Annotated in this window: 23 protein-coding genes; 13 read left to right on the forward strand and 10 right to left on the reverse strand. The window is 60.0% G+C overall.

Annotation, left to right across the window (positions count from 1 at the left end):
* Positions 1-162: 162 nt before the first annotated feature.
* The gene (locus HMPREF3158_RS09465) at positions 163-1,815 is read right to left on the reverse strand and encodes an L-lactate permease (RefSeq protein WP_070456191.1); all 1,653 of its coding nucleotides are present in this window, start codon (positions 1,813-1,815) and stop codon (positions 163-165) included.
* A gap of 197 nt (positions 1,816-2,012) precedes the next feature.
* Between HMPREF3158_RS09465 and argS the strand changes: the two genes are divergently transcribed.
* The 4 genes from argS to thrB all read left to right on the forward strand — a co-directional run bounded on the left by argS (position 2,013) and on the right by thrB (position 7,384).
* The gene (gene argS / locus HMPREF3158_RS09470) at positions 2,013-3,674 is read left to right on the forward strand and encodes an arginine--tRNA ligase (RefSeq protein WP_070456190.1); all 1,662 of its coding nucleotides are present in this window, start codon (positions 2,013-2,015) and stop codon (positions 3,672-3,674) included.
* Positions 3,675-5,009 carry a diaminopimelate decarboxylase gene (gene lysA, locus HMPREF3158_RS09475; RefSeq protein WP_070456188.1) on the forward strand — a complete coding sequence of 445 codons (1,335 nt, stop codon included), beginning with the start codon at positions 3,675-3,677 and terminating at the stop codon, positions 5,007-5,009. It abuts the gene before it with no gap.
* Positions 5,010-5,120: 111 nt separating this feature from the next.
* Positions 5,121-6,458 carry a homoserine dehydrogenase gene (locus HMPREF3158_RS09480; protein WP_070456186.1) on the forward strand — a complete coding sequence of 446 codons (1,338 nt, stop codon included), beginning with the start codon at positions 5,121-5,123 and terminating at the stop codon, positions 6,456-6,458.
* Positions 6,455-7,384, forward strand: coding sequence for a homoserine kinase (gene thrB, locus HMPREF3158_RS09485; RefSeq protein ID WP_070432833.1), 930 nt, complete (start codon positions 6,455-6,457; stop codon positions 7,382-7,384). The genes HMPREF3158_RS09480 and thrB overlap by 4 nt, the downstream gene beginning before the upstream one ends.
* Here the strand turns inward: thrB and HMPREF3158_RS09490 are convergent.
* The 4 genes from HMPREF3158_RS09490 to HMPREF3158_RS09505 all read right to left on the reverse strand — a co-directional run bounded on the left by HMPREF3158_RS09490 (position 7,381) and on the right by HMPREF3158_RS09505 (position 10,948).
* The gene (locus tag HMPREF3158_RS09490; protein ID WP_070432834.1) at positions 7,381-8,076 is read right to left on the reverse strand and encodes a helix-turn-helix transcriptional regulator; all 696 of its coding nucleotides are present in this window, start codon (positions 8,074-8,076) and stop codon (positions 7,381-7,383) included. The two genes, thrB and HMPREF3158_RS09490, sit on opposite strands and share 4 nt — an antisense overlap.
* A 119-nt stretch (positions 8,077-8,195) precedes the next feature.
* Positions 8,196-9,881, reverse strand: a complete 1,686-nt coding sequence (locus HMPREF3158_RS09495; RefSeq protein ID WP_070456184.1) for an ATP-binding cassette domain-containing protein — start codon at positions 9,879-9,881, stop codon at positions 8,196-8,198.
* A 10-nt stretch (positions 9,882-9,891) separates the two neighbouring features.
* Positions 9,892-10,620 carry a molybdate ABC transporter substrate-binding protein gene (gene modA, locus HMPREF3158_RS09500; RefSeq protein ID WP_070498309.1) on the reverse strand — a complete coding sequence of 243 codons (729 nt, stop codon included), beginning with the start codon at positions 10,618-10,620 and terminating at the stop codon, positions 9,892-9,894.
* A gap of 67 nt (positions 10,621-10,687) precedes the next feature.
* A complete protein-coding gene (locus HMPREF3158_RS09505; RefSeq protein WP_061921912.1) occupies positions 10,688-10,948 on the reverse strand; it encodes a DUF2249 domain-containing protein in 261 nt (86 codons plus the stop codon).
* Between the two features lie 69 nt (positions 10,949-11,017).
* Here HMPREF3158_RS09505 and HMPREF3158_RS09510 point away from each other — a divergent pair, with 69 nt between their 5' ends.
* The 3 genes from HMPREF3158_RS09510 to HMPREF3158_RS09520 are packed head-to-tail and all read left to right on the forward strand — an operon-like array spanning position 11,018 to position 14,627.
* A complete protein-coding gene (locus HMPREF3158_RS09510) occupies positions 11,018-12,085 on the forward strand; it encodes a hypothetical protein (RefSeq protein WP_235591034.1) in 1,068 nt (355 codons plus the stop codon).
* Entirely contained in the window at positions 12,072-13,271 is a 1,200-nt protein-coding gene (locus HMPREF3158_RS09515; RefSeq protein WP_070498312.1) for a beta-carotene 15,15'-monooxygenase, read from the forward strand. The genes HMPREF3158_RS09510 and HMPREF3158_RS09515 overlap by 14 nt, the downstream gene beginning before the upstream one ends.
* On the forward strand, positions 13,272-14,627 hold the full coding sequence (locus HMPREF3158_RS09520; RefSeq protein ID WP_070456180.1) for a multicopper oxidase domain-containing protein: 1,356 nt from the start codon (positions 13,272-13,274) through the stop codon (positions 14,625-14,627). It abuts the gene before it with no gap.
* On the opposite strand, the gene HMPREF3158_RS12600 is transcribed toward HMPREF3158_RS09520, so the two are convergent.
* The 5 genes from HMPREF3158_RS12600 to HMPREF3158_RS09540 all read right to left on the reverse strand — a co-directional run bounded on the left by HMPREF3158_RS12600 (position 14,575) and on the right by HMPREF3158_RS09540 (position 19,856).
* On the reverse strand, positions 14,575-15,231 hold the full coding sequence (locus HMPREF3158_RS12600; RefSeq protein WP_070588145.1) for a molybdenum cofactor guanylyltransferase: 657 nt from the start codon (positions 15,229-15,231) through the stop codon (positions 14,575-14,577). The genes HMPREF3158_RS09520 and HMPREF3158_RS12600 overlap by 53 nt on opposite strands.
* Positions 15,232-15,234: 3 nt before the next feature.
* Positions 15,235-15,714, reverse strand: coding sequence for a cyclic pyranopterin monophosphate synthase MoaC (gene moaC, locus HMPREF3158_RS09525; protein WP_070498315.1), 480 nt, complete (start codon positions 15,712-15,714; stop codon positions 15,235-15,237).
* Positions 15,715-15,746: 32 nt separating this feature from the next.
* A complete protein-coding gene (locus HMPREF3158_RS09530; protein ID WP_070498317.1) occupies positions 15,747-16,982 on the reverse strand; it encodes a molybdopterin molybdotransferase MoeA in 1,236 nt (411 codons plus the stop codon).
* Between the two features lie 25 nt (positions 16,983-17,007).
* A complete protein-coding gene (gene moaA / locus HMPREF3158_RS09535; protein WP_062035322.1) occupies positions 17,008-18,024 on the reverse strand; it encodes a GTP 3',8-cyclase MoaA in 1,017 nt (338 codons plus the stop codon).
* A 71-nt stretch (positions 18,025-18,095) separates the two neighbouring features.
* Entirely contained in the window at positions 18,096-19,856 is a 1,761-nt protein-coding gene (locus HMPREF3158_RS09540) for a long-chain fatty-acid--CoA ligase (RefSeq protein WP_070498320.1), read from the reverse strand.
* Between the two features lie 336 nt (positions 19,857-20,192).
* Here HMPREF3158_RS09540 and rho point away from each other — a divergent pair, with 336 nt between their 5' ends.
* The 6 genes from rho to HMPREF3158_RS09570 are packed head-to-tail and all read left to right on the forward strand — an operon-like array spanning position 20,193 to position 26,333.
* Entirely contained in the window at positions 20,193-22,022 is a 1,830-nt protein-coding gene (gene rho / locus HMPREF3158_RS09545; protein ID WP_070498323.1) for a transcription termination factor Rho, read from the forward strand.
* Complete coding sequence (gene prfA / locus HMPREF3158_RS09550) at positions 22,022-23,098, forward strand: peptide chain release factor 1 (RefSeq protein WP_061921954.1); 1,077 nt, start codon at positions 22,022-22,024, stop codon at positions 23,096-23,098. The genes rho and prfA overlap by 1 nt, the downstream gene beginning before the upstream one ends.
* A gap of 17 nt (positions 23,099-23,115) precedes the next feature.
* The gene (gene prmC / locus HMPREF3158_RS09555) at positions 23,116-23,961 is read left to right on the forward strand and encodes a peptide chain release factor N(5)-glutamine methyltransferase (RefSeq protein WP_070498482.1); all 846 of its coding nucleotides are present in this window, start codon (positions 23,116-23,118) and stop codon (positions 23,959-23,961) included.
* Between the two features lie 30 nt (positions 23,962-23,991).
* The gene (locus HMPREF3158_RS09560) at positions 23,992-24,660 is read left to right on the forward strand and encodes an L-threonylcarbamoyladenylate synthase (protein ID WP_061921957.1); all 669 of its coding nucleotides are present in this window, start codon (positions 23,992-23,994) and stop codon (positions 24,658-24,660) included.
* Positions 24,661-24,675: 15 nt separating this feature from the next.
* The gene (locus HMPREF3158_RS09565; protein WP_062035316.1) at positions 24,676-25,851 is read left to right on the forward strand and encodes an MraY family glycosyltransferase; all 1,176 of its coding nucleotides are present in this window, start codon (positions 24,676-24,678) and stop codon (positions 25,849-25,851) included.
* 38 nt (positions 25,852-25,889) lie between these two features.
* Positions 25,890-26,333, forward strand: coding sequence for a Cg1360 family ATP-synthase-associated protein (locus HMPREF3158_RS09570; protein ID WP_070498326.1), 444 nt, complete (start codon positions 25,890-25,892; stop codon positions 26,331-26,333).
* Positions 26,334-26,409: the final 76 nt, after the last annotated feature.

Here is a 26,409-nt window from a genome sequence, read left to right on the forward strand (position 1 = left end):
GCTCACGTGCACAGATGGACGCACGGCTTTTGTCAGAGCCCGATCTGCGGCGCCAAGTGAGTCTTGCGTCACTGGCAAGTTCAAACCTTTTGGGGGTATACAAAAGTCGCCACACCTAATAACCGGGTAGGTGCGGCGACTTTGTGGCTTTGAAAATTGCGGCTATGGAACCAGGAAGCCCAGCACGTTGGTCATAAGGAACACGATGATGCAGACCGTGGCTAGGAAGGCCAGAGAGTAGCCCACCACGGCCTTCAGGATGCGGGATTCCTCGCCTTCCATTTTGACGGCCGTTGCGGCGATGGCCAGAGACTGCGGGGAAATCATCTTGCCCACCACGCCGCCGGCGGTGTTAGCAGCAAGCATGAGGTCTGGATTGACGGAGATGCGCTCGGCGGCGGTGACTTGGAGGTTAGCAAAGAGAGCGTTGGACGAGGTGTCCGAGCCGGTGACGGCCGTGCCAATCCAGCCCAGGGCGGGTGCGAAGAGAGCGAAGATGCCGCCTGCCGACGCCACGAACTCACCAATAGAGATGGTCTGGCCGGAGTAATTCATGGTGTAAGCCAAGGCTAGGACCAAGATAATCGTAAGCGCCGAGAACTTCATGCGGGCGCAAACCTCGCCAAACTTGGCAAGCGGCGCGGACTTTGCCAAATGGTAGTGGCCGCCATCGTTGAAAATCCAGAAGATGATTGCCACGATTAGCCCAGAAATCAGCAGCAAGGTGCCGGGATTACCAAAGACGTTGAAGCTAAACGAGGTGTCCATGGCCTTGCCGGCAGAGTCAAGGACTGTGCTATCCAGGCCCGGCCAGGCGAACTTAATCTTCCAGAAACCAAAGAGCTTGGGCACGGCGGTGGCAAGCGCAAAGACTGCGGTAACCACGGCGTAGGGAAGCAGCGCCATCCAGATGCGGACGCCGGAAAGATCGGTGACTTCCTCCTGCGCTGGGATCTCCATGCGCTGACGCAGTTCGGCAACGCCCTTTGGCTTCCACATGCGCAGGAACACGAATGCGCAGCCCAGGGAAACGATGCAGGCCACGACGTTAGTCAGCTGGTAGGCAAAGAAGTTGGCCGCGGCCCACTGGGCGATGGCGAAGGAGCCGCCGATGACTGCGGCGGCCGGGGCTGCCTCCCTGACGCCGCGCATGCCGTCCAGGATAAAGAGGATGAAAAATGGCACTGCGGCTGCGATTAGTAGGACCTGCAAGGAAATCAAGCCCGCAATATCGGCGGTCTGCTCCGCGGTGCGGCCGCCAACTTCACCTGCGGTGGTAACGGGGATACCCACGGCGCCGAAGGCAACGGGCGCGGTATTGGCAATAAGGACGGTGGTGGCAGCCTTCAGTGGTTTGACACCCAATGCCAGAATCATCGTTGCGGTAATCGCTACCGGAGCGCCGAAGCCTGCCAGGGCTTCGAGGAGGCCGCCGAAGCAGAACGCGATGAGGATGGCCTGGATGCGGATATCGCCTTCGCCAAGCAAGTCGAAGGTTTTGCGCAGATCCTCAAAGCGGCCGGAAGCTACGGTGATCTCGTAGAACCAGATGGCGGTGATGATGACCCAGACGATGGGAAGCAGGCCAAACAGGCCGCCGCGCACCGCAGAGGAAAAGGCCATGCCTGCTGGCATATCGAAGCCGAAGGTGGCGATGAGGAGTGCGACGGTGAGGGCAACTGCGCCCGAGGTGTGTGCGCGGGCCTTAAAACCCAGCAACATGATGAAGAAGGCGATAAGCGGTAGCGTCGCTACGGCAGCGGAAAGGCCAAGGCTACCGCCGATCGCATCCGTCGATATTTGGAAAGTGTTCATAGTTACCCAAGTCTCTAGAAGGAAAACGAGTGTTTTATTTAATACTTAGTCTTCCTAAAGCCTAAAACTTGAGCGAGCCTTCTCGCGACAGTTTCGCAATAAGGGGCAAATGTCACACAAGTTGCTTGCTGTTATAAAAGGCCCCAATGCGTGCCTGATGCTGCTCATGTCAGCGCGGGACGATAGACTTTGACGCTATGAATCCCGTAGATCTTTCTGTGCTTATTAAAGAGACCGCAGTCGCTGTATTGAGCGAACACGAGCTCGACACCGCCGTCCTTCCTGAGACCGTGACCGTGGAGCGTCCGCGTAATCCCGAGCACGGTGACTACGCCACCAACTTGGCCCTGCAGGTAGCCAAGAAGGCTGGCGTGAATCCGCGTGATCTGGCCACCTGGCTCGCTGAGGCGCTGGCAGAAAACGCCGCTATCGACGTCGCGGAGATTGCCGGCCCTGGATTTTTGAACATCCGTCTGGCTGCTGCCGCGCAGGGCGCAATCGTCAGCCAGGTTCGCGAGGCTGGCACTTCTTATGGCCACAATGATGCTTATAAAGATCAGAAGATCAACCTGGAGTTCGTTTCTGCGAACCCCACCGGCCCAATCCACCTGGGCGGCACCCGCTGGGCAGCAGTAGGTGACTCCCTGGGTCGTGTGCTCGAGGCGTCGGGAGCTGAGGTTACTCGCGAGTACTACTTCAACGATCACGGTCGCCAGATCGACCGTTTCTCCAACTCCCTCGTTGCTGCGGCCAAGGGCGAGCCGACCCCGGAAGATGGCTACGGCGGAGACTACATCCAGGAGATTGCGGCCAAGGTTGTCGAGCAGGTCCCGAACGCACTGGAAGGCTCTGAGGACGAGGTCCGCGAGAAGTTCCGCGCCTCCGGCGTGGAGATGATGTTCGCGCACATCAAGGATTCTCTCCACGAGTTTGGCGTTGACTTCGACGTCTACTTCCACGAGAACTCGCTTTTCGAGTCCGGCGCAGTCGAAAAGGCCGTCGCTCACCTGAAGGACAACGAAAAGCTCTACTTCGAAGATGGTGCATGGTGGCTGAAGTCCACCGACTACGGCGATGACAAGGACCGCGTGGTTATCAAGTCCGATGGCGATGCTGCCTACATCGCTGGTGATATTGCTTATGTAGCTGACAAGTTCGACCGCGGCCACGATCTGGCCATATACATGCTGGGCGCGGATCACCACGGTTACATCGCCCGCCTGCGCGCGGCCGCCGCCGCCATGGGCTATAACCCAGAGCAAGTCGAGGTACTCATCGGCCAGATGGTCAACCTCCTGCGTGACGGTCAGGCAGTAAAGATGTCCAAGCGTGCCGGCACCGTCATCACCCTCGACGATCTCGTCGAGGCCATCGGCGTCGATGGCGCACGCTACTCCCTGGTGCGTTCTTCCGTGGATCAGTCCATCGACATCGACCTGGGCCTGTGGGCTTCCCAGTCCTCCGATAACCCTGTTTACTACGTTCAGTACGGCCACGCGCGCATCTGCTCCATCCTGCGCAAGGCGCAAGAGCTGGGCCTTGACGCCGCGGCTATGGCAGATGCAGATCTTGCGCTTCTCACACACGAGAAGGAAGGCGATCTCATTCGCACTCTGGGCGAGTTCCCTGAGGTTGTCTCCACCGCAGCGACCTTGCGCGAGCCGCACCGCATCGCCCGCTTTGCCGAGGAGTTGGCGGCTGTGTTCCACCGCTTCTACGACCAGTGCCAGGTGCTGCCGAAGGCGGACGAGACAACGCAGCCAATCCATATCGCACGCCTCGCGCTTGCCGACGCCGCACGTCAGGTCCTCTCCAACGCTCTGACCATGGTGGGCGTCAGCGCCCCGGAGAAGATGTAGATGGATTTCAACCAGCTTCCAGCCCACGTCTGGCCACGCAACGCTAAGCGCCAGGACGATGGCGTGGTCACCATCGCCGGCCTGCCACTTACAGAGCTCGCGCAGGAATACGGCACGCCGCTCTATGTCTTCGATGAGGACGATTTCCGCTCTCGTTGCCGCGACATGGCACGTGCTTTCGGCGGGCCTGAGCACGTGCACTACGCATCGAAGGCATTTTTGACCAAGCGCGTCGTGAAGTGGGTGGCCGAGGAAGGCCTATGTCTTGACGTGGCTTCCCTCAATGAGGCCAAGGTAGCCCTGGCAGCTGGTTTCCCGCCGGAGCGCATGACCGCGCACGGCAACAACAAGGAGCGCGAGTACCTACAGCTGTGTGTGGACAATGGTGTAGCGCACGTCGTGCTCGACAACGAAGGTGAACTGGCGCAGCTTGATGAAATCGCGCGTGCGGCCGGCCGTGTTCAGCCAGTCATGATTCGCGTCAAGCCCGGCGTCGACGCCCACACCCACGAATTCATCGCAACCTCGCATGAGGATCAAAAGTTCGGCATCTCCCTGGCCACGGGTGCGGCATTTGGTGCCTCTAAGGCAGCTCTGGAAGCTGAAAACTTGGAGCTGGTGGGGCTGCACTGTCACGTGGGTTCGTCTGTTTTCAATGCTGATGGCTTTAAATTGGCCGCCGAACGCGTGCTTTCGCTCTATAAGCGCATTCATACCGAGCTGGGGGTAGCGCTCAAGGAGCTCGACCTGGGCGGCGGTTTCGGCATTCCATACATGGAGTACGAGGAAGCTCTCGACGTCGCCAAGCTGGCCCAAGATCTGCTTGCCGCAGTGGAGCGCACCGCTCGCGAACTGGGCATCGATGCGCCTTTCGTTCTGGTCGAGCCGGGCCGCTCGCTGGTCGGCGCCTCTGCGGTAACCGTGTACTCGGTGGGCACCGTCAAAGACGTAGAGACCGGCAAGGCCGAGCTGCCGATGCGCCGTTATCTCTCAGTCGATGGCGGAATGTCGGATAATATCCGCCCCGCGCTCTATGAGTCGGAATATGACGTGCGTGTGGTTAACCGGTTGACTCAAGGTGAGCCAGTGGATTCCCGCGTGGTGGGCTTCCACTGCGAGTCCGGTGACATCTTGGTTAGTGAACGCAAGCTGCCGGGCGACATTAAGACAGGGGATCTGCTGACCTTCGCCACCACCGGCGCCTATCAGTACATGATGGCCTCGCGCTACAACGGCGCGCTGCGCCCGGCCGTGGTCTCCGTGCGCGATGGTGAGGCTAGTCTGATGCTGCGTCGCGAGACAGTCGAGGACCTAATGGCCCTTGAAATTGATTAAATTCACCGCTTTTAACTGTTGAGCAAAAGAATCTTCTGGAAGCGCAAAAACTAGACAGCTCGTTCCGTATAGTGTGGGTAGCAATTTAACTACCAAAGATTAAGGGACGATATGACTTCACAGACCAAGAGCCGCACTGGTAAAGGCGAAGGCGAAGCTGTAGGCATCGCGCTGCTTGGTTTCGGCACCGTTGGTGCCGAGGTCTTCCGCCTGCTGGGGGAAAACGCTGATGCCTTTGCCCACCGCATTGGCGGTCCCGCAGAAATCCGGGGCGTCGCCGTGCAGAATAAAAATAAGCTGCGTCCTGGTGTGCCGAAGGATCTGCTCACCGACGATGCGAAGGCCCTAGTCATGCGCGACGACATCGACTTGGTTGTCGAGGTCATCGGCGGTATCGATTTCCCCCGCGAGCTCGTGCTGGCTGCGCTGAATGCTGGTAAGTCTGTGGTTACCGCGAACAAGGCGCTGGTGGCTGCTCATGCGGACGAGCTGGCAGAAGCTGCCGATAACGCTGGCGTGGACCTCTACTTCGAGGCTGCAGTGGCTGCCGCCATCCCGGTCGTGGGAATGCTTCGTCGTTCGCTCGCGGGCGACCAGATTCAACGCATTTCCGGCATTGTCAACGGCACCACCAACTTTATTTTGGACGCGATGGAGTCCACGGGTGCCTCCTACGCGGACGCGCTCGCTGAGGCCACGCGGCTAGGCTATGCCGAGGCCGATCCAACTGCCGATGTCGAGGGTCATGATGCCGCCTCGAAGGCGGCCATCCTCGCGTCTTTGGGCTTTCATACCCGCGTTACCTTCGACGATGTTTATTGCGAGGGCATTTCCAACATCACTGCTGAGGATATTTCCGCCGCACAGCAGGCAGGCTATTCCATCAAGCTGCTGGCCATCTGCGAGCGCCTGCGTGATGCGGAAGGCAATGAGTCCGTCAACGCGCGCGTGCACCCGACCTTGGTCCCTAAGGAGCACCCGCTGGCCTCCGTCAGCAAGTCCTATAACGCTATCTTCGTCGAGGCCGAGGCAGCTGGCTCCCTGATGTTCTACGGCAACGGTGCCGGCGGTAACCCGACGGCGTCTGCGGTGCTTGGCGACGTCGTCGGCGCCTCCCGCAACATCGTTCACGGCGGCCGTGCGCCGGGGGAGAACACCTACGCTAACCTGCCGATAGCAGACTTTGGTCAGGTATACACCCGCTATCACATCGATATGGAAGTCGTAGACCGCACAGGCGTGCTCTCTGCGATCTCCGCGCTATTTGCCAAGCACAACGTCTCCCTGCGCACTGTGCGCCAGGAAGACGGCGACGGAATCGCTCGCCTCATCGTGGTCACCCACACCGCGTTGGAGCATGAGATGCAGGGCATCGTCGAGGAGCTGGGCCAGCTTGATGATGTCAAGGCGGTCCACTCCGTTATTCGCTTGGACGGTGGCCAGCTGTGAGCACGGAGGTAGAGGTAGGTGTCAAGGCCACGGTAAAAGTCCCTGCTTCCTCAGCTAATCTGGGCCCCGGCTATGACACCCTCGGCATTGCGTTAAGCCTTTATGACACCGTCGAGGTTGAGGTCATCCCCGCTGGGCTGGAGGTAGAAATCTTCGGTGAGGGAGCAGAGGACTTGCCACGCGATGACTCTCATCTGGTAGTTAAAGCCATCCGTTCCGCGCTGAATGCGGCGGATGCTGCGGTGCCGGGTCTGCGCGTTACCTGCAATAACAACATCCCACAGTCGCGTGGTCTTGGTTCTTCGGCCGCCGCTGCCGTCGCCGGCGTTGCAGCGGGCAATGCCTTGGCAGGCTCACCGCTAAACAGCGATCAGCTAGTGCAGCTGTCTTCTGCTTTTGAAGGGCACCCCGATAACGCCGCGGCGTCCGTGCTAGGCAATGCCGTGGTCTCCTGGACCACAGTGCCGGTTGACGGCCGATCTTTGCCAGAATATCGCGCTGTCAGTGTGGATGTACACGAGTCCATCCAGGCCACAGCCTTGGTACCGGATTTCCATGCCTCCACCCAAGCCGTTCGCCGCGTCCTGCCTTCGCACGTGACGCACGGCGATGCTTCCTTCAACGTCTCGCGCACTGCCGTGCAGGTGGTCGCACTGCAAAAGTATCCGGAGCTGTTGTGGGAAGGCACCCGTGACAGGCTGCACCAGCCTTATCGTGCTGATGTGTTGCCTATTACCGCGGAATGGGTCAACCGTCTGCGCAACCGCGGCTATGCGGCCTACCTTTCAGGTGCGGGCCCTACCGCGATGGTGCTGCACACTGAGCCTATTGAGGAATCAATCTTGCAGGATGCGCGCGAAGCGGGCCTGCGAGTACTCCCACTGGAGGTTGCAGGCCCGGTCGAGGTCCATGCAGCGCGGGCTTAAGCAGTCTGCTTGACGTTTACGCAGCAGGTTCCGTTGCCTGACTTCGGAACCAGCGTAAGCGAGAGGTGCTCGCCGGAATCAGCTGCGACTTGTTCCAAGAAACCATCGTGGATAGCGCAGACGAACGGGGAGGGCTTGATGCCTGCCGCTACGAATGGGCAGGCATGCAGCTCCATGTCGGTCTGACCATTTTCTTCGAGCTCGGTAGTCGATGCAGTGGGGTCAAATCCCATATCGCGCATCTTGCGATATAGCGGGGTCAGCGCGTTGGCGGAGGGAAACTGGTCCTGGTGCGTTGAGGCAGCCCACTTGCGGCCAATTGCGCGTGCCTGTTCGGAGGCGTAATCGTTGAGCTCTTCCTTATCTGCCAACATCTCTGCCAAAACGCTAATGAGGGTGACGTATTCTTCTGCCACTGAGCGGTTATCAGGGATGCGCACCTGGAAAATCAGCGAAGGGCGTCCGCGGCCCTTGGCCGGTGCGGTAATAACGCGGACTGCGCCTACATGTACCAGCTCATCGAGGTGGCCGCGCGCGGTATTGACATGCATGTCCATGTCTTTGGCGATGTCCGCCGCGCGTGCTCCTTGCGGATATTCCTGCAGAACGTTTAAAACTTCTCGCTGTTTGGGTGACAGGCGTAGTGCTTCTGGGAAAAGTTCTGTGGAGGACCGCGGTGCATGGACGGGCATGTTTCTCCTCGAATAATTTATAAGGTTAATCGGTTGTTAATAATGACGATACAGCGCTGACCCGTAGAAAAGACAATGATAGAGGTGCGATATGTGCCACTACGTGCCGCGACGGTAATTTATTTAGTGCAGATCTCGCAGTAAACCGTCTCGCCCACGCTCAATGTTTTGGCTTGATCGATGCCAATCGCCGCCTCGACGTGTTGGCCGCTAAGGTCTAGCGCGGCGATTACACGGTCTAAGGAATGGGCACGAATATCCTTTATTTTCGCCTGCCACCTGCCCGACTCAGTGAGAGTTATCTCCTCCGGACTTAGCACAAAGCGAGTTGGCCCGGTGGTATCGGGGATCACGGCGCCTTGTTCGAGTCTTCCCTGGATAACCACCCTGCCGAGCAGCCTTGCGACGAAGTGATTGGGCGGGTTTTCTACGATCTCGTTTGTTGGAGCGTGGAGGAGAATCTTGCCGCGTTCTACCACTGCGACCTCGTCGGCCAGGCTCAAAAGGTCTAGCACATTATGGGTGACCATGACGGTGGTCCGGTCGTGGCTCGCCGCAGCTAGCAGCTTGCGCCATTGCGCAGCAGCTGCGGCGTCGACAGCAGCTAGCGGTTCATCCAACAATAAGATGGAAGGGCGTGCAGCCAGCGCGCGGACGAGGCCAGCTTGGGCAGCCTGGCCGCCCGAGAGATCGCGTGCTTTTATCTCCGCAATCTCGCTTAAGCCCGCCGCAGCAATCAATTCGGCAGTAGCGGCCTTATCGTGAGTGACCATAGTGATAGCCTCCGCGACCGTCGAGTGGGGCGGCAGCGCTGGCTTTTGCGTCAGCATCACGGCGTGGGACTCATCAGAGAGGCGACGCAGCAGTGTGGTCTTGCCGGCACCGTTGATGCCAACGACCGCCGTGGTGGCTGCTTCCTTGAAAGGCGCCAATTGGCCTGCGGCGGGCGGCAGGCTGAGTTGGCGCAGCTTGGCGACGTCGATGTCAGACTGCGCATGCGCCTGCGGCGAAGGCTCACGGTGTAGCAGCGATGGGATGCCCGCGCAGGCGAGACAGACCACAGCGAGGCCGATGAGAATCGCAGACAGCGCATAAGCGTTGTCCGCACTGACCTCGCGTTCTAGATAGATGCCGCTCGACATCGTGCGGGTGAGCCCCGGCATGGAACCGGCGAAGGTAATCGTGGTGCCAAACTCGCCGAGGCTGCGTGCAAAGGCGAGTGCTTCACCCGTGAAGATTGCCGGTGCGATGGTCGGCAGCATGACTTTGCGCCAGATGGCCCCGCGTGTCATGCCAACCCGGCGCGCGGACAGGGCCACTTCATGGTCGGTCTGGCGCAGCGCGGAGTCCACCGCCACCACTACGAAAGGAAGGGCGACGAAGGTTTGCGCCACGACGACGCCGGCGAAGGCGAAGGCGAAGTTTAGCTGCAAGGCATCCAAGAGTGGGGCCAAAAGGCCGCGGCGGCCCAACGCCGCGCTGAGCGCCAACCCTCCGACCACCGGCGGCATCGCCAGTGGCAAGTACACCAGCAGGCGCACCGCCTGGCCAATGCGGTTTTGCCCGTGCAACCAGATGGCTAGGCCGGTGCCGAAGAAGGTGGCAAGCAGTGCAGAAATAGCAGCCGAGGTTAGCGTGATGCGTAACAGGTCGTGGGTAGTTTCTTGAGAAAGCACCGTGCCAAGGCCCGTCCACGGAACGCGGGTGGCCAAAGCAAGTACTGGTACCGCGACGTATAAAACCGCCAAGGCGCCCGCCACGGCGAAAGGCCAGGGGGCGCGAGGTGGGGTGGTGCGCACATGCATGGAAAGCAGTTTAGTCGGCGGGCACGAAGCCATAGCGCGACCAGGTCTCGTCGAAGTCGTTAGCGAGCCTGTCCAGCAACGAAGAGGCGGCATCCTCGCGCGGGCTGTTTTTGACTACGGCACCCAAGATTTGGTTGTGGAATTTCTCCGCGCCCTCGATGGGGATTACCTCCAGGTCAGGATTGGCTGCTGCATCGGTGGAGTAGACCCATCCAGCATCCGCCTCGCCGCTGGCCACTTTGCCTACTACGTCGGCGACTTGGCCCTCTTTGGAATCGGCGCTCACGTGTAGGTGCTGATCTGCCATGATTTTATCGGCGATCGCCCCGCAGGGGACCGAAGGGTCGCAGCGCACGAAGTAGTCGGTCTCATCCAAGTCGTGGACGGAGTGGATATGCCCAGGATTGCCCGGCGGTACCACCATCACCATGGAGTTGGTGGCCAGTACGCGAGGCTGCTCGACATCGCCTGCGGCCACCGCCTTGTCCATGGTCTCCTGGGACGCGGTAAGGAGGACGTCGGCAGGCGCGCCTTGATGGATTTGTTCTACCAGGGAAGCAGAACCGCCATTGTTAATCAGCATGGGCGTGACGGCCTCAAGCTCGTGGTTGAGCACGCGCGTTGAAGAGGCGGCGAAGACGTTGAGCTTATCCCCGCCGCTTGCGCAACCGGTAAGCGCGCAACCGGTAAGCGCGCAGGCGGCTAGGGCAGCAAGGCAAATAGCAGCAGATTTTTTCATAATCACCAAATTTACGCACCTGCACGATTTCGAGTGAGAGATGGGGAGGGGAAGTCGCAGAAAACTGCTACGCCACGCGGGTGAACTTGATGTGGAAGTCCTGTGGTTGTTCCTTCAGGTATTCCAGCTCAAAGGACTCTTCGCGGGCTTCGATTTCTTTGAGCAGTGGCACTGGGTTGTGCGGTGCGATAAGGATCATTGCTTCGCCGACGTTGAGGGTGCCCAGCGCACCGTGGATAGCGCCGTGGCGCACGGCGTGTGGGATTTCGGAGGCGTTTAGGGTTGGCACTTCGCTTGCTTTGTGGGCATCAGTAATTGGCAGTTGCATGATGGTCCTTTCATTTGGTTTGAAGGCTTTGGTTTTCACCTTAGCGCCAATATTAGTACGATAAAACTCGTGAAAAATATTGCGCATCGTTTCGTGTTTCTGGCCTTTGCCGGAGCGGCGTTGCTCGTTGGTCTTTATGCGGGCGCGGCACTGCTGGGCGTCGCACCAACGTCCACAGCTGCACGTGCGCATGGACCGCTCATGGTTTTTGGCTTCGTCGGCGGAGCAATCGGCTTAGAGCGCGTAGTCGCTGTCAAGAAAACGTGGGCCTGGGCAGGGCCCATCTGCCACGTCGTGGCGGTGGTGAGCCTGCTAGTGGGCGCACCCCGGTTTGTCCCCGCCATCTTCTTTGCGTGGAGCTTCCTCATCCTCGGTGCAATTTATCTCGAGATTCATCGCCGGCAGCCCACGCTAGCCGTGCTCGTGCAGGCGGCGGGTGTTATCGGCGGCGTGGCGGCCAGCCTGTTGTGGGCCATGGCTGATTCCTTTGCCATGGCCATGCCGCTGTGCGTGCTGTACGTGGTGAGCACCATCATCGGAGAGCGCATGGAGCTTGCCCGCGTGACCATGGCCGGTACAAAAGCGGAAAACCTCATCACCGTGCTCGTTCTGGCGCTAGCAGCCGCCGGCGTCATCTTCGTCCTAGTCCCCGCGGTGGGCTACCGCTTGATGGGCCTTTTCCTCTTCGCGATTTCGGTGACCACCGTCCGCGTGGATGTGGCCAAGAATTTGGTGCACGGCACCGGCCTGCCGCGCTATTCCGCAGTCTGCATGCTGGCAGGTTACTTCTGGTTGGCGCTCGCCGGAGTCATCTGGCTGGCGTTCGGCCAAGCAACGGGCTTTGCCTATGACGCCTCGGTGCACACGGTCTTCCTGGGGTTTGTGATGTCGATGATTTTCGCACACGCGCCCATCATCCTGACCTCCGTCATTCGCAAGAAGCTGCCATATCGCACCGTGCTCTACCTGCCGGTCGCACTATTGCACGGCGGTCTTGTCCTGCGCATCGCCGCGGACGCACTCGCGCAAACAACTGTCTTCCGTGTGGGCGGCATGACTAACGTAATAGCAGTCTTGCTCTTTGTCTTAAGCGGTTTTATTTTGACCATGTGGGAGGCACATCGTGCACATCGCTGACGTTTCTTTGGCCGCACGCGGGCGCTGGCACATGATTGCCGCCTGCGTCATCGGCTTCTGGGTAGTAGCTGGGATAGTCATCAACATCGCCAGCCACCTAGGCGCAAGCGTGGCGTGGTGGGACCTCATCCATCCCTTCACCATTGGTGCGATGACCACCGCCATCATCGTCTATTCCACGCACTTCACGGAGGCACTCACGCGCATGCAGGCCCGCGGGTACAAGGGCGTGGCCTGGCGCGTGGGGATTGTCCAGGTTGGCTTGGTACTGCTGCTCGTTGACCGCGCCGGGTTTGACTGGGGCCCGCTTTCCGACGCCGCATCGCTTCTTATCATCGCTACCTTCTGCTGGCATGGCTTCGATATCTACCGGGCGCTTCGGGGATCACTGGCCGGTTTATTCGCGGTGACGGTGCCTTTCTACATCGCGGCCGCAGCATTCGTGATTGTTTCCGTGTTGCTCGTGGTGCTAGCAGCCAATGGTGTGGGCAACTATTCACTTCTGGTAGCCGCCCACTCGCGGGGCATGGTCTGGGGCTTTGCCTGGCTGACCATCGTGGCAACCGTGGTCACGCTTTTGCCTACTTTGAGCGGCACCAAGATTGCCCCCGCCGCGCGGGCGCGCTGCACTAGGGCGCTCATCGTCCACTGCGTTGGCTTGGCGCTCGCGTTGGGCCTTAATTCTTTCGGGCTTAGCCGCGCAGCAGGTATGACACAGCTGCTGGTGGTGCTAGCGGCATTGCTCATCATCCAGCCCATCCTCGCCACGCTGCTGGCGGGCAAGCCACAGCTGACCACGGCGACGGTCTCGGTCGTCGCCGGACTGTTGTGGATGCTTAGCCTCTGCGCCGCCGACGCGGTCTGCGCCATTTTAGGGGTCTACCCACGCGTGGTGACGTTGCTGCTCATGCCAGCATTCGTAGGCGCAGGTCTCATGCAACTGGTTACGGGCGTGCTGCACCACTTGTTGCCCACCCTCGTCGGCGGCGGCCCGGCCAAGGTGACACTGGGCAGAAAGGTCGCTGATTACGGCGGATACGCCCGCTTGGTGCTTATCAACCTAGGTGCGATGTTGTGCTTGCTCGGGGCCGATATAGCCGGGCTTATCATGATGGGGCTTGGCCTTATCACCAACATCTTGGCCATCGCGGTGGCCGTTTCCAAACAGAAAAGACTGGAGAACTAAATGCTCAGCGTTTCTTCTAATCAACCTCAAAAGCCACCGGCTCAGAACAACTGGGCATCGTGGATTCTCATCGGCATCGCCCTGGCCGCGGTGATTGCTCTAGCGGTTTTCAATAGCACCTCCAAGGCACAACGGGCGTCGGAAAGCGAAGGCGTTGATGCCACCGTCGTTGAGGTTAGTGTGGAAGGCATGTCCTTCGTGCCTTCTTCCATCGATGTGCCAAAGGGCACCCACCTGGTGGTGAAGTTCACGAACACCGGAGATATGGTCCATGACCTGAAGATCGGCGACAACGAAACCGGCCGCGTCGAACCCGGCAAGACCGTCGAGCTAGACGCCGGCCTCATCGAGGAGACCACCCAGGGCTACTGCACCATCGCGGGGCATAAGGCGCAGGGCATGGTCTTTGACGTCAACGTCACCGACGCGCCTGCAGAAGGCGACGCCATGGCTGGCATGCACCATCACTCAGCTAGCCACCCAGACGTGCCCAGCGCTGCCGAGCGCACCCAGGAACGGGAGGGATTTAAGGCCTTCGATGCTGCGCTGCCGGCTGCAAAGGCAACCACGCACGAGGAAACCTGGACCATGACCGAGGACGAGGTCGAGGTAGCGCCAGGTGTAAAACAAACGCGGTGGCTATTCAACGGCCAAGCCCCAGGGCCAACCTTGCGCGGCAAGGTGGGCGATAAGTTCAAGATCACCATCAAGAACGAGGGAACCATGGGCCACTCCGTGGACTTCCACGCCGGCGAGGTCAACCCGGATGAGAACATGAAGACCATCGCGCCGGGCGAGTCCCTGACTTATGAGTTCACCGCGCACCGCTCCGGCATCTGGATGTATCACTGCTCCACGGCGCCGATGAGCCTGCACATTGCCAACGGCATGGCCGGCGCGGTGGTCATCGATCCGCCAGAGCTTGGCGACGCCGATGCGGAGTACGCAATGATTGCGGACGAAATCTTCCTGGGCGACGAAAATGGCGCCGACGCCGACCGCGTCTCAAACGGCGAGTACGACCTGATGGCGTTTAATTACTATCCGAATCAGTACGACCTTGAGCCGCTGCATGCCAAGGTGGGCGATAAGGTACGCATCTGGCTGCTCAACGTGGGCCCAGACCAGCCGTTGTCTTTCCACGTGGTGGGCGAGCAATTCGACACCGTCTACAAGGAAGGCGACTTCCTCATCAAGGACCTGGATGATGCCGGCTCTCAGGCCGTGGATCTCCTACCCGCGCAGGGTGGATTCGTGGAGATGACCTTCAATGAACCCGGCACCTATAGCTTTGTCAATCACATCATGACCTCGGCTGAAAAGGGCCAGCACGGAAAGATTGTGGTCTCGCGGTAGTCATTGCTCGGCGGCGCTCCCATTCGGCGAGTTCAGCCAAGGTATCGTAGTCCTCTTCCGCGCCTGTACCCGGCACCGCGATGAGGCGAGGGACTGCGTGCAACAGCCTGCGGGCTGACTTGTTGTGCAGGCAGTCGAAGGAATCTACCGCTTGGCGCAGGCCGTTGTAGTGCCATAGCGCGCACAGTGGCTGGATAAAATCGCCGCTTAAAGCCGCCGCTACCGAGGGAATCGAGCTTTGCGCTTCGCAGGCGGCGAGTTTTTCCAACAACTTTGGCAGCATTTGGGGCGAATCCGGCGCATCCACAGATAACACTGCGATATAGCGAAGTGGCGCTAAACTACGTGCTTCCAGGTTCTTCAGGCCTGCCGCGATGCCAGCTGCAGGCCCACCAAAAAGCGGATTTTCGCATACCTGCGGCAGGCCCAGCGGAAACGGGGAAACCACGCAGACCGGCGCGCCATAAGGAAGCTGCCTGCGCACGACGTCGACAAGCCTTTCGCCCCGCACACGCACCGAGCCCTTATCGAGCCCGCCCATCCTGGTGCCGTGGCCGCCTGCCAGGATGATGACTCCTAGCTCGTGCGGTTTGTAGTTCAGCATTGCTTAGGTTTTAGGAAGCTCGCGGCTCCAGTCGCCGGAACGGCCACCGGACTTTGCGGTGATCCCACAGCGGCGGATAAATGCGGAGCGGTCGACGCCTTTTACCATATCGATGATGGACAGCGCCGCAACGCTGACCGCGGTAAGCGCCTCCATCTCCACACCGGTGCGATCGGCGGTTCGCACCGTTGCCTCGATGAAGACGTGGTCGTCTCGGATTTCCAGATCGACCGAGCAACCATGCACGCCGATGGTGTGGGCGAGGGGAAGCAGTTCCGGGACCTTCTTGGCCGCCGAGATACCGGCGATGCGCGCGACCGCTAGCACGTCGCCCTTGGGAACCGTGCCGTCGCGAAGCGCAGAAAGAACATCAGGAGAACACGCGACCTCGCCTTGCGCGGTAGCGGAGCGGACGGTGGGCTGCTTTTCTGTCACATCCACCATGTAGGCGGAGCCGGAAGAATTGAGATGGGTAAATTTCATGGGGTCTAGTCTAATTAAGTCCTAATCGAGAATTAATAGACAACCACGCGGACTTCATCGCCAGCCTGAATTTCGGAGGTCACCTCAACCAGGCCGCACGTGCCGTGGAGCGAGGCCACAAAGTGGCTGCTCAACCCGCTGGCAAAGGGGTACGCCACGACGGCCTCGCCGAACTCCAAGCGCGTGGGCACAAATGCCGTGCCGTGCTTGTGCGCTATGGGGAAGGCCTCCCCGGCGCGCGCGACGATGGTGCGTCCGCTGCAGACCTTCGTGCGGGCAGGGCGCCCGCTCAAGGCCTCGAGGAAAGGCGAAACATAAAGGTGGTAGGAAACAAACGCCGCTACGGGATTGCCCGGCAGGGAGATAACTGGCAAACCTCCATAGAGGGAAAAACCTTGCGGCGTGCCCGGCTTTTGCTTGACCCCGCCGAACCAAGCCTCACAGTCCTCTGCGGCCTGAAGCGCGGTCTGCGTGACGTCGAAGGCACCGGCGGAAACACCGCCCGTCGTGATTACAACCTCGTGGGAATAAAACAGCTGCTCAATCGTCTCGCGCAGCTGCTCCGGGGAGTCGGAAGAGCGCATGTGCGTTACCACCGCATGCGGGATGGTGGAGCGAATCAGCGACTCGATCATCGGCCCATTCGAATCGGGCAACTGGCCCGGCTCGAGGCTCGAGCCCTCGACCAGTTCGTCGCCGGAGGAGACCACGCCTACGAGAACGGGGCGGTAGACGCGAACATGCGTGATGCCAGCCGAAATCAGCGCGGCAATAAGGCCGGCATCGACCACGGTACCCGGCTTGGCGATGGTCGCGCCCTCCCGAACGTTTTCTCCCTTAGGGCGGATGTGCGTGCGCCTTGGCGTCTCGTTGATGGTGACCTCACTCGGCAGCTCGTGTGGGCCGGCTGGAATATCGGTCAACTCCACCGGGACTACGACTAGGCCATCGTTGTCCTCCGGAACCGGCGCGCCGGTCATGATGCGCACCGCCTTGCCCGCTGGCACCTCCTTGGGTGCTTGGCCCGCCGGAACGTCGCCTGCGACGGGCAAACGCGCAGGCAGCTCAACCAGATCCTTTAGGTGTACCAAGAAACCATCCATCGCAGAGTTGCTAAAAGGCGGCACCGCTAGGCGCGCAGCGACGTCTTCTGCAATAACGCGGCCCAGAAGTGTCTCGTTGACTGGCTGGGCTTCCGGAAATACCTCTACCGGCACCGGCCGGGCGTGAGACATTATCGCCTCGAAGTGTTCTTGTGGGGTGCGCATGCTTTTCAACCTAGTTCCTTAGCCTTTAGCCACCGATTGCTGCCATCAAACGATCCGGCTGCAAGAAACCCTCGTCATTCACGCCGTGGCCGGGCAGCTTCGCCCACATTTCTGCGGCCCAGGCCTCCATGAGCTCTTCATCGCTGGCGCCCGCGCGCATGAGGTCGCGAAGAGAGGTCTCCGAATTACCGAATAGGCAATTGCGCACCGCACCGTCAGTTGTCAGGCGCGTGCGATCGCAGGAACCACAAAAGGAGCGGGTGACTGAGGCGATGACGCCGATTTGTCCTATCTCGTGGCCTCCGCGATAGACATTCCACAGTGATGCCGGGGCAGAGCCGCGCGGCTCATCAGCGGGGGAGAGCTCGAAGGACTCGCCGAGGCGGGCCAAGATATCGTCCGCGGTCACCATATCCTCGCGCCGCCACTTATCGCGCGGGCCCAGCGGCATCTGCTCGATAAAACGCAGCTGTGCGCCTGCCTCAATGCAGTATTCCGTCAGCGGGATAATAGAATCCTCATTAATGCCCGGCATCACTACCGCATTGACCTTGACTGGGTGCAGCCCGGCGCGGGTCGCGGCTTCGATGGCTGTGAAGACATCCTGGATGCGGTCGCGCCGGGTTAGCCGGGCATAAAGCTCGCGGTCGGTGGTATCGAGCGAGATGTTCACGCGGTCGAGGCCTGCTTCCACCAATCCATCGATACGCCGGTCGAGGCCCAAGCCGTTCGTGGTCAGTGCGGTAGACGGTGATTTACCTTCGTCGGTGCGCAATTGCTTAGTAGCAGCGACAATCTTCTCCAAAGACTTGCGCAGGAGCGGTTCGCCGCCGGTGAAACGTACCTGGCGGATGCCTAGCTTTTCGACGCCGATGCGGATAAGGCGGATCGTTTCCTCATCGCTCAAGGTTTCTGCGGTGGGAAACCACTCGAGCCCTTCGGCCGGCATGCAATACGTGCAGCGGAGATTGCAGCGATCAGTAAGCGAAACGCGCAGGTCGCGGGCCCTGCGGCCGTATTTGTCTAGAAGCGGATAAGTCATTGTCGTCCTAGTCTATAAGGAGAGCGGTCTTATCCATATTAACCCGGAAATATTCGCGTTTAATCCGGGGGCTAATCACGGGGCGGGAAATGCTGCGGCAAGTCATCCAGACGCTGTGACTCGCCAGGGCCTTTCAATCGAATGATGTTGTATTCGCCTTCAGCCAAGTGTGAACGCAGGTCCTTCTTATCGAACTTGCCCACCGAGGTTTTGTCGATGTGCTTTACGAAGGTCCAGTACTCCGGCAGCATCCACGAAGGCAGCTCCTTGCGCATACCCTCGCGGATGCGCTCGGCGGTTTCGATTGTCGGAGAAAACCCTGGTGCCAACACCGTTACCGCCAGAGGGCGTTCCACCCACTGTTTATCCGGATAACCGATGACGGCGGCTTCCACGACGACGGGGTTAGCCATGATGAGGTTTTCGAGCTGGACGGAATAGATCCACTCGCCGCCAGAGCGGATGACGTCGCGGGCGCGGTCTTCGACGGTCAAGAAGCCGTCTTCCGTTACCGAGCCGACGTCGCCAGTGCGCAGCCAGCCATCCGCGGTGAATTTGGATTCGGCATCCTCGACTTGCTTGCCGCGGAACTCGTCGGCACTACCGCCCGGTTCAGAAGTGGGCGAGTGGTAGTAGGAGCCGGTAACGAGGTTGCCGCGGACCTGGATCTCGCCGGCATTGCGGTCGGACTTGGGCACGACGACGCCGTCATTGACCACACGGTATTGCAAGGAGGCCGGGAAGCGTCCTTGGGATATGCGGTATGCCCAGCGGGTATCGCCATCAGCACCCTGGGGCGGGCGGGCCACCGTGCCCACCGTTGTGGTTTCCACCATGCCCCACACGTGCACGACGTCGACGCCGTAGCGCTCCTCCCACATTTTGATCAGCTGCGGCGGGACGGGGGAGCCGCCGGCGAAGATCTCGGTCAGCGTCATACGGTTTGGGGGATTTTTGAGATAGTGCGCGAAAAGCTGAATCCAAATGGTGGGTACGCCATGCGCCACGCGGGGCGAGGTGGCGGCGATGATGCTAGCAAGCGTCGGTGCCGATACGTCGGCGTCGGGAAGCACTAGTGGCGTGCCCGTCATAAAGGCGGCAAAGGGAACGCCCCAGCTGAGCACGTGATAAATCGGGATGCAGCACAGGAAGGTCTCGCCGTGGGTAACGCACAGCGAATCGGAGGCGCGCAACTGCATGCTCTCCAGGTAGAGCGCGCGGTGGGAATAGACCACGCCTTTGGGCGCGCCAGTGGTGCCGGTGGAATAGCACAAGGCGGCCGACGTCCGCTCGTCTAGCTCAGGCCAGTTGTACTCGGTAGGGCGGCCGTCGAGTAGCGCCTCATAGGAATAGACCTCGATGCCAGCGCCAAACTTGCCCAGGTAGTCGGCGGGATCGGTTAGACCAATGAGAACCACCGCACGCACGGTTTTTACGCCGTTTAAGACCTTAGCCAGCTGATCTTTTAAGCGCGGATCGGCAACTACAATTTCCGCTTCGGAGTGGTTAATGATGTGGCGAATCTGATCATTCATTAACTGCTTGTTTAGCGGGGTGAAAATAGCACCCTTGCAGGCACTGGCGAACATGACCTCTAGGTGTTCAGCACAGTTCCACATGAAAGATGCCACGCGCTGGTCCCCAGTAATGCCCAACTCATCATGCAATGCGTGCGCGAATGCGGCCGCGCGTGCGCCGATGGCGGCGAAGTCGGTGGTTTCCGGCTCGCTATGGTTGCGCCACGTGGTCACCTGCGTCTGCCCATGCACCGTCGATCCGTATTCCAGGATGCGGGTCAGGGACAGGGGGATATCCTGCATGGTAGAAAGCATGAGTCCTACTTTAGCGGTGTCACTTCCGGCGCGGGATGCTAATACGGTATAGTGGCTCGTGACTGACGCGGTCTAGCCCGAATTTTAGGAAAGCTCCCGCGTAACCGAGTATTGCAGAAGCGCCGCAGAGCGTTTCTTTTTCTCGCTCGCAGTCGCCTTCTATCAATTCTCCTCCGTGACATTCCTTTTCCCAGAGGAGAGGCCTAGATATCTCACCGCCCGCGGCTTCCCGCTTGTGGCGGCATGCACCATAAAAATACAGATTGGCTTCCAGCGCTTAAGCCGGACTGCAGGCGAAAAGCATTTAGACGCTGGTGAAGCGACGAAAGGATATCCGTGAGCAATACGGACAAAGCCGCAGCACAGGATTACGCATCCATGAAGCTGCCGGAACTGCGCAAGCTGGCTGCAGAGCGCGGCCTGCGCGGCATCTCGGGTCTGCGCAAGGGCGATCTGATCACCGCCCTGAGCACTGGCCAGGTACCTGCGAAGGCGGAAAAGGCGGAAAAGCGACAGCGCCGCACACGTAAGCCTGCTGAAGAGAAGCCGGCAAAGGCTGAGGATAACGCCAAGGATAGTGGCGAAGACAAGGCTCAAGAAAAGGCCCAAGAAAAGGGTGAGAAGAACGAGGAGCAGCGCTACGAGTCGCGCTCCCAGGCTCGCCGTGCCCGCCGCAACCGCGCCCGCCGCCAGGAGCGCGAGAACGCCGAGGCAAAGCAGGAGGGCGCTAAGGAAGAGGCTAAGGAGTCGAACAGGGAGTCGAACAAGGAATCAAACAAGGATTCCGAGAACTCTAACGACAATCGCGATAACAATAACCGTGACAACCGTGATAACGGTGAGCGCAACCGCGGCAACCGCAACCGCCGCCATGATGACGATGACAACAACGGTGGCGGCCGCCGCAACCGCCGCAACCGCCGCAACCGCCGCAACCGCGGTGGTAATGACAACAACGGTGGCGGCAACGATCTCCAGATCCGCGAGGGCGATGAAGTCCAGGCAGTAGGCGGTATCCTCGAGGTCGTCGACAACAACGTGGCTTTCTTGCGCACCACTGGTTACCGCGCGGCAAGCTCTGACGTCTTTGTCAACAACAACTTGGTCCGGCGCTTGGGCCTGCGCTCTGGCGACGCCGTGACCGGCCAGGTCAAGGTCTCTGGCCCAACTCATACCCACGGCAATGGCCGTAATCGCCGCAAGTACAACCAGTTGGTGCAGGTTGACACGGTAAACGGCATGGAGCCAGCAGCGGCACAGGACCGTCCTCACTTCTCCAAGCTGACCCCGCTGTACCCGAACCAGCGTCTGCGCCTGGAAACGGATCCGAAGATCCTGACCACCCGCGTTATCGACCTCATCATGCCTATCGGCAAGGGCCAGCGTGCGCTGATTGTTTCCCCGCCGAAGGCCGGTAAGACCACCATTTTGCAGAACATCGCCAACGCGATTTCCGCAAATAACCCAGAGTGCTACCTCATGGTCGTCCTAGTAGACGAGCGCCCAGAAGAGGTCACCGACATGCAGCGCAGCGTCAAGGGTGAGGTCATTGCCTCTACCTTCGACCGCCCGCCATCAGAGCACACCTCCGTTGCCGAGTTGGCCATCGAGCGCGCGAAGCGCTTGGTGGAGCAGGGCAAGGACGTCGTGGTTCTCTTGGACTCGATTACCCGCCTGGGCCGTGCTTACAACAACTCCTCCCCAGCATCCGGCCGCATCCTCTCCGGTGGTGTGGATTCCAATGCGCTCTACCCACCGAAGCGCTTCCTGGGTGCTGCCCGCAATATCGAAAACGGCGGTTCCCTTACCATCATCGCCACCGCGATGGTGGAGACCGGCTCCACCGGTGACACGGTCATCTTCGAGGAGTTCAAGGGCACCGGCAACGCCGAGCTCAAGCTCGACCGCGCCATTTCCGAGCGTCGCATCTTCCCGGCCGTGGACGTTAACCCATCCGGAACCCGCAAGGACGAGCTGCTGCTCGTTCCGGAGGAAGCGCGCATCATGACCAAGCTGCGTCGCATCCTTTCTGGTTTGGATTCCTTCGCCGCTATCGACTTGCTCATCAAGCAGCTGAAGAAGACCCGCTCCAACGGCGAGTTCTTGATGCAGGTGGCAAGCTCGGCGCCGATGGTCGCTGACAAGGAAGCTGAGGATTACATCTAATGGCTAATCAAGTTTCCCTCGTAGACGACATTGTCTCCGAGTACCAGGGCATCGAGATGCAGATGGGCGATCCTGAGGTCGCTGGCGATCAGACGATGTTCCGTAAGCTGTCTAAGCGCTATGCCGAGCTGCGTCCAATCGTCGCGGTCAACAATGAGCTAGAGCAGGCTCGTCAGGACCTCGAAGATGCCAAGGAAATGGCCTACGAGGACCATGACTTCCAGGACGAAGTCGACCGCCTCGAGCCGCTCGTCGTTGAACTGGAGGAAAAGCTCGCTGACCTACTCGCTCCACGTGACGAGCACGACTCCGAAGACATCATTATGGAGATCAAGGCTGGCGCCGGCGGCGAGGAGGCCGCATTGTTCGCAGGCGATCTCGCGCGCATGTACGAGCGTTATGCTGACAAAGCTGGTTTCCAGTGGGAGGTCTTGGGCCTCAACGAGTCCGACTTGGGCGGTGTGAAGGACATGTCCATCTCGTTTAAGTCCAAGACCCCGTCTCGCGACGGCGCTTGGTCCGTATTCAAGTTCGAGGGCGGCGTCCACCGCGTCCAGCGCGTTCCGGTGACCGAGTCGCAGGGCCGCATCCAGACCTCAGCTGCCGGCGTGCTGGTTTACCCGGAGCCGGATGAGGTCGAATCCGTCAACATCGACGAAAAGGATCTGCGCATTGACGTCTACCGCTCGTCCGGTAAGGGCGGCCAGGGCGTTAACACCACTGACTCCGCAGTCCGCATTACCCACCTGCCGACTGGCCTGGTGGTCACCTGCCAGAAGGAACGTTCCCAGATTCAGAACAAGGCCCGCGCATTGCAGGTGCTGCAGGCACGCCTGGATCAGATCGAGCGCGAAGCCCGTGAGGCTGAGGCAGGGGAGCAACGTGCATCCCAGGTGCGCACCTTGGACCGCTCCGAGCGTATTCGCACCTATAATTGGCCGGAAAACCGCATCACTGATCACCGCATCGGCTACAAGGCGAATAACCTGGATTCCGTTCTCAACGGCGATATGCAGGATCTGATCACCGCTTTGCAGGCTCAAGAGCGCGCCGAGCGCTTGGAGGCGGAAGACTAGAGGTGGATACCTACGCAATGGCGCTTCGCGATGCCGCGGAGCGCTTTCGCGCATCTGGAGTACCTAGCCCGGAGTGGGACGCACGAGTGCTTGCTTCCGAGCTCATTGGATGTGGGCATATGGACATCCCACTGGATGCCCAACCGATTCCCGGCTTTGCCATCGCCTATGAGGGCTGGGTCGCGCGCCGTGAGGCTCGCGAGCCGCTGCAGCACATTTTGGGCACGGCGTGGTTTGGTCCGCTCGAGCTCAAGGTAGGTCCGGGCGTGTTTATTCCACGCCCAGAAACGGAAGTCCTGGCGGATTGGGGAGTGCGGGTGCTTCGCGACGTCGCCAAGCCCCGCGTTGTCGACTTGTGTACCGGCAGCGGGGCACTGGCCGCCTATGTAAACCACGAGCGGCCGGACGCGGATGTTTTCGCGGTCGAGCTTTCTGAAGATGCGCTGCCTTTTGCCCGCAGCAATCTTGTCCAAGACGTGCATCTGGTCCACGGCGATGCAACAGACTTCTCGCTTCTGGCCGAACTCGACGGCTCCGTGGATCTCGTGCTCACGAATCCGCCTTATGTTCCGGAGACGCCAGACCTAGAGCCCGAGGTTTACCGCGACCCGCACATGGCGGTCTTCGGCGGCGCCGATGGCATGGAGGTCATCGACCGCCTCGTACCTCGCATTGCGAAGTTACTGCGTCCCGGCGGGAAAGTGGGCATCGAGCACGACGATGCCACGAGCGAGGCTGTGCAAGTTGCGTTGCTGAATTCTGGGCGATTCCACGATGTCGCAGTGCTGCGAGACCTAACAGGTACCGCGCGTTTTGTAACTGCTATTAAAAGTGCGACCGCCACGCCTGCGGGAGTACAGTAGGTTGGTCTGAACACACGAAGTGAGGAAAGAATGCAGGGAAAGATTTATAACTGTGCCGATAAGGCGGAGCGTGAAGAAGGCCTAGCCATCGCGGTCAAAGCAGCAAAGTCTGGCCGCCTCGTCGTGATGCCTACTGACACGTTGTACGGCCTCGGCTGTGACGCCTTCGACAACGACGCTGTGGCCAGCCTCCTTGCAACCAAGCAGCGTGGCCCCGATATGCCCGTTCCGGTCCTCGTGGGGTCTTGGGACACCATCCGCGGTCTCGTCGCGGAGTACACCGATACTGCGCGAGCACTCGTCGAGGCTTTTTGGCCCGGTGGACTTTCCATCGTGGTCCCGCAGGCGCCTTCCTTGCCGTGGAACTTGGGAGATACCCGCGGCACGGTGATGTTGCGCATGCCGCTGCATCCTATTGCCATCGAGCTTCTGCGCGAGGTTGGCCCAATGGCTGTGTCCTCCGCGAATATTTCCGGCCACCAGCCACCGACCACCGCGTTGGCTGCAAAACAGCAGCTCGGTAAAGCCGTTACCGTTTACTTGGACGGTGGCGAGACTGCCGTTGGCAAGCCTTCCACCATCATCGATTTGTCCGGTGAGCACCCATACCTGCTGCGTGAGGGCGCTCTTTCTGCCGAAGAAATCGCCGAGGTCATTGGCGTGAGCGCCGAGTCGCTGCGCACTCGCCCCACTGCCTAAACAAAAGGAGATTGTGTGAGTGGCACCGGTGTACCGCTGCGCGAGCTAGCGCTTGTCATTTTGGTCGCAGCGACCTTTACCTACCTCGCCACGGGCTTGGTACGTAGCTTCCTCGTCCGCACTGGGCGAGTGGCAGAGATTCGCCTGCGCGATTCGCATTCCCAGCCCACCCCGCAGATGGGTGGCGTGGCAATGTTTACCGGTTTCGGCGCCTCAGTCTTCCTAGCCGCCCAGCTTCCAGCCTTGACTCGCGGTTTCATGCCCGTTACCCCTGAGATGAATGCCGTGTTTTGGGCAGCGCTGGCCATCGTGCTCGTGGGCGTCATCGACGATGCCCTCGAACTGGGTGCGATGGTGAAGTTGGTCGGCCAATTGCTCGCCGCTGGAATCATGAGCGGCCTTGGCCTTACCTGGACGCTTCTGTTTATTCCATTCGGCGGCGGAACTACGGTGTTGCTCGACCAAATCCAGGGCACACTCTTGACAACCTTCTTTACGGTGCTGCTCATCAACGCAATGAACTTTGTGGACGGCCTTGATGGTCTCGCCGCTGGCTTAGGGCTTATTGCAGGTGGCGCCATCTTGATCTTTTCCATCACGGTTCTGCATGACCAGGGTGGGGCAGTCTCTGCCTATCCGCCGGCGATCATTTCTGCTGCGTTGGTCGGTATCTGTGCGGGCTTCCTGCCACACAACTTTGAGCCTTCGCGCATCTTTATGGGCGACAGCGGATCGATGCTCATTGGTCTCCTGCTGGCCGCAGCTTCCACCTCTGCTTCCGGCAAGATCAACATGTCGCTGTATGGCACTGTTGACATGGTGGCGCTCGCATCGCCTTTCATTGTGGTCGCCGCAGCTGTGTTTATTCCAGTCTTGGACCTTGTCTGGGCGGTTATTCGCCGCCTTTCTCAGGGCCGCTCGCCCTTTTCTGCTGATAAGGCGCACATTCATCACCGCCTGCTTTCGCTCGGCCATACCCACCGCCGCACCGTTTTGGTGCTATACCTGTGGGTCTCGGCGGTAGCTTTCGGCGCGGTGTCCTTTTCCATCGTCCCGTGGCCCGTCGCCGTCGCGCTTACCGCCATCGCGCTGGGGGTGGCATTCGGCGTCACGCTCATTCCTCTGCGCCAGGGCAAGCTTGGCCCAAGTAAACGGGCTACCACGGTGGTGGCGCATACCGATCCCGCCTAGGAGTCCCGGGCTGTCGTAGTGCGGTAGGCTTTTGGCCTATGACTGATCCGATGACGAACGCGGCAATAAACAACGTGGATGACTTTGACGACCCAGTTTTGCCGCTCAAGCGTGCACTGCGCTTCGGCTCGATTGCGCTGGTGGCCATCACGATTATCTCGCTCGCTGTGTGGGGTGGCATGCGTGGAATTCCGGGAATTTGGGGAGTGCTCGTCGGTGCCGGCATCGGCGGTGGGTTTGTGCTGCTGACGGTTCTTTCCGTGCTTGCTGCCTCGAAGGCTAGCCCCACCAACACGATCATCGTCGTTATGGGTAGCTGGCTCATCAAACTGCTGGTGCTGATTGTCATCCTCGCGGTCATCCGCGACATGGACTTCTACGATAAGATGGCGCTCTTTGTCACCGTAGTGATGGCCCTTATTGCAACGCTGGGTACCGAGGCCTGGGGCGTCGTCAGTGCCCGCGTCTCCTATGTGCACTAGCCATCCTGAAAAGGGCGGCGGGGATAAAACACGAGCCCTCTAGTCTTAATTTCCTTGGGGGAAGATGTGGAAAGGG

The organism is Corynebacterium sp. HMSC06G04 (genome assembly GCF_001807365.1).
In the GTDB taxonomy this organism is placed as follows: Bacteria; Actinomycetota; Actinomycetes; order Mycobacteriales; family Mycobacteriaceae; genus Corynebacterium; species Corynebacterium simulans.

Bases quoted from the DNA above. Each gene is read 5' to 3' on its own strand.
- HMPREF3158_RS09465 (WP_070456191.1), bottom strand. From the start codon at position 1,815: ATGAACACTTTCCAAATATCGACGGATGCGATCGGCGGTAGCCTTGGC.
- HMPREF3158_RS09505 (WP_061921912.1), bottom strand. From the start codon at position 10,948: ATGCAACTGCCAATTACTGATGCCCACAAAGCAAGCGAAGTGCCAACC.
- lysA (WP_070456188.1), top strand. From the start codon at position 3,675: ATGGATTTCAACCAGCTTCCAGCCCACGTCTGGCCACGCAACGCTAAG.
- HMPREF3158_RS09490 (WP_070432834.1), bottom strand. From the start codon at position 8,076: ATGCCCGTCCATGCACCGCGGTCCTCCACAGAACTTTTCCCAGAAGCA.
- modA (WP_070498309.1), bottom strand. From the start codon at position 10,620: ATGAAAAAATCTGCTGCTATTTGCCTTGCTGCCCTAGCCGCCTGCGCG.
- HMPREF3158_RS09480 (WP_070456186.1), top strand. From the start codon at position 5,121: ATGACTTCACAGACCAAGAGCCGCACTGGTAAAGGCGAAGGCGAAGCT.
- HMPREF3158_RS09570 (WP_070498326.1), top strand. From the start codon at position 25,890: ATGACTGATCCGATGACGAACGCGGCAATAAACAACGTGGATGACTTT.
- prfA (WP_061921954.1), top strand. From the start codon at position 22,022: ATGGCTAATCAAGTTTCCCTCGTAGACGACATTGTCTCCGAGTACCAG.
- HMPREF3158_RS09540 (WP_070498320.1), bottom strand. From the start codon at position 19,856: ATGCTTTCTACCATGCAGGATATCCCCCTGTCCCTGACCCGCATCCTG.
- HMPREF3158_RS09560 (WP_061921957.1), top strand. From the start codon at position 23,992: ATGCAGGGAAAGATTTATAACTGTGCCGATAAGGCGGAGCGTGAAGAA.
- argS (WP_070456190.1), top strand. From the start codon at position 2,013: ATGAATCCCGTAGATCTTTCTGTGCTTATTAAAGAGACCGCAGTCGCT.
- moaC (WP_070498315.1), bottom strand. From the start codon at position 15,714: ATGAAATTTACCCATCTCAATTCTTCCGGCTCCGCCTACATGGTGGAT.
- moaA (WP_062035322.1), bottom strand. From the start codon at position 18,024: ATGACTTATCCGCTTCTAGACAAATACGGCCGCAGGGCCCGCGACCTG.
- HMPREF3158_RS09495 (WP_070456184.1), bottom strand. From the start codon at position 9,881: ATGCATGTGCGCACCACCCCACCTCGCGCCCCCTGGCCTTTCGCCGTG.
- prmC (WP_070498482.1), top strand. From the start codon at position 23,116: ATGGCGCTTCGCGATGCCGCGGAGCGCTTTCGCGCATCTGGAGTACCT.
- HMPREF3158_RS12600 (WP_070588145.1), bottom strand. From the start codon at position 15,231: ATGCTGAACTACAAACCGCACGAGCTAGGAGTCATCATCCTGGCAGGC.
- HMPREF3158_RS09530 (WP_070498317.1), bottom strand. From the start codon at position 16,982: ATGCGCACCCCACAAGAACACTTCGAGGCGATAATGTCTCACGCCCGG.
- HMPREF3158_RS09520 (WP_070456180.1), top strand. From the start codon at position 13,272: ATGCTCAGCGTTTCTTCTAATCAACCTCAAAAGCCACCGGCTCAGAAC.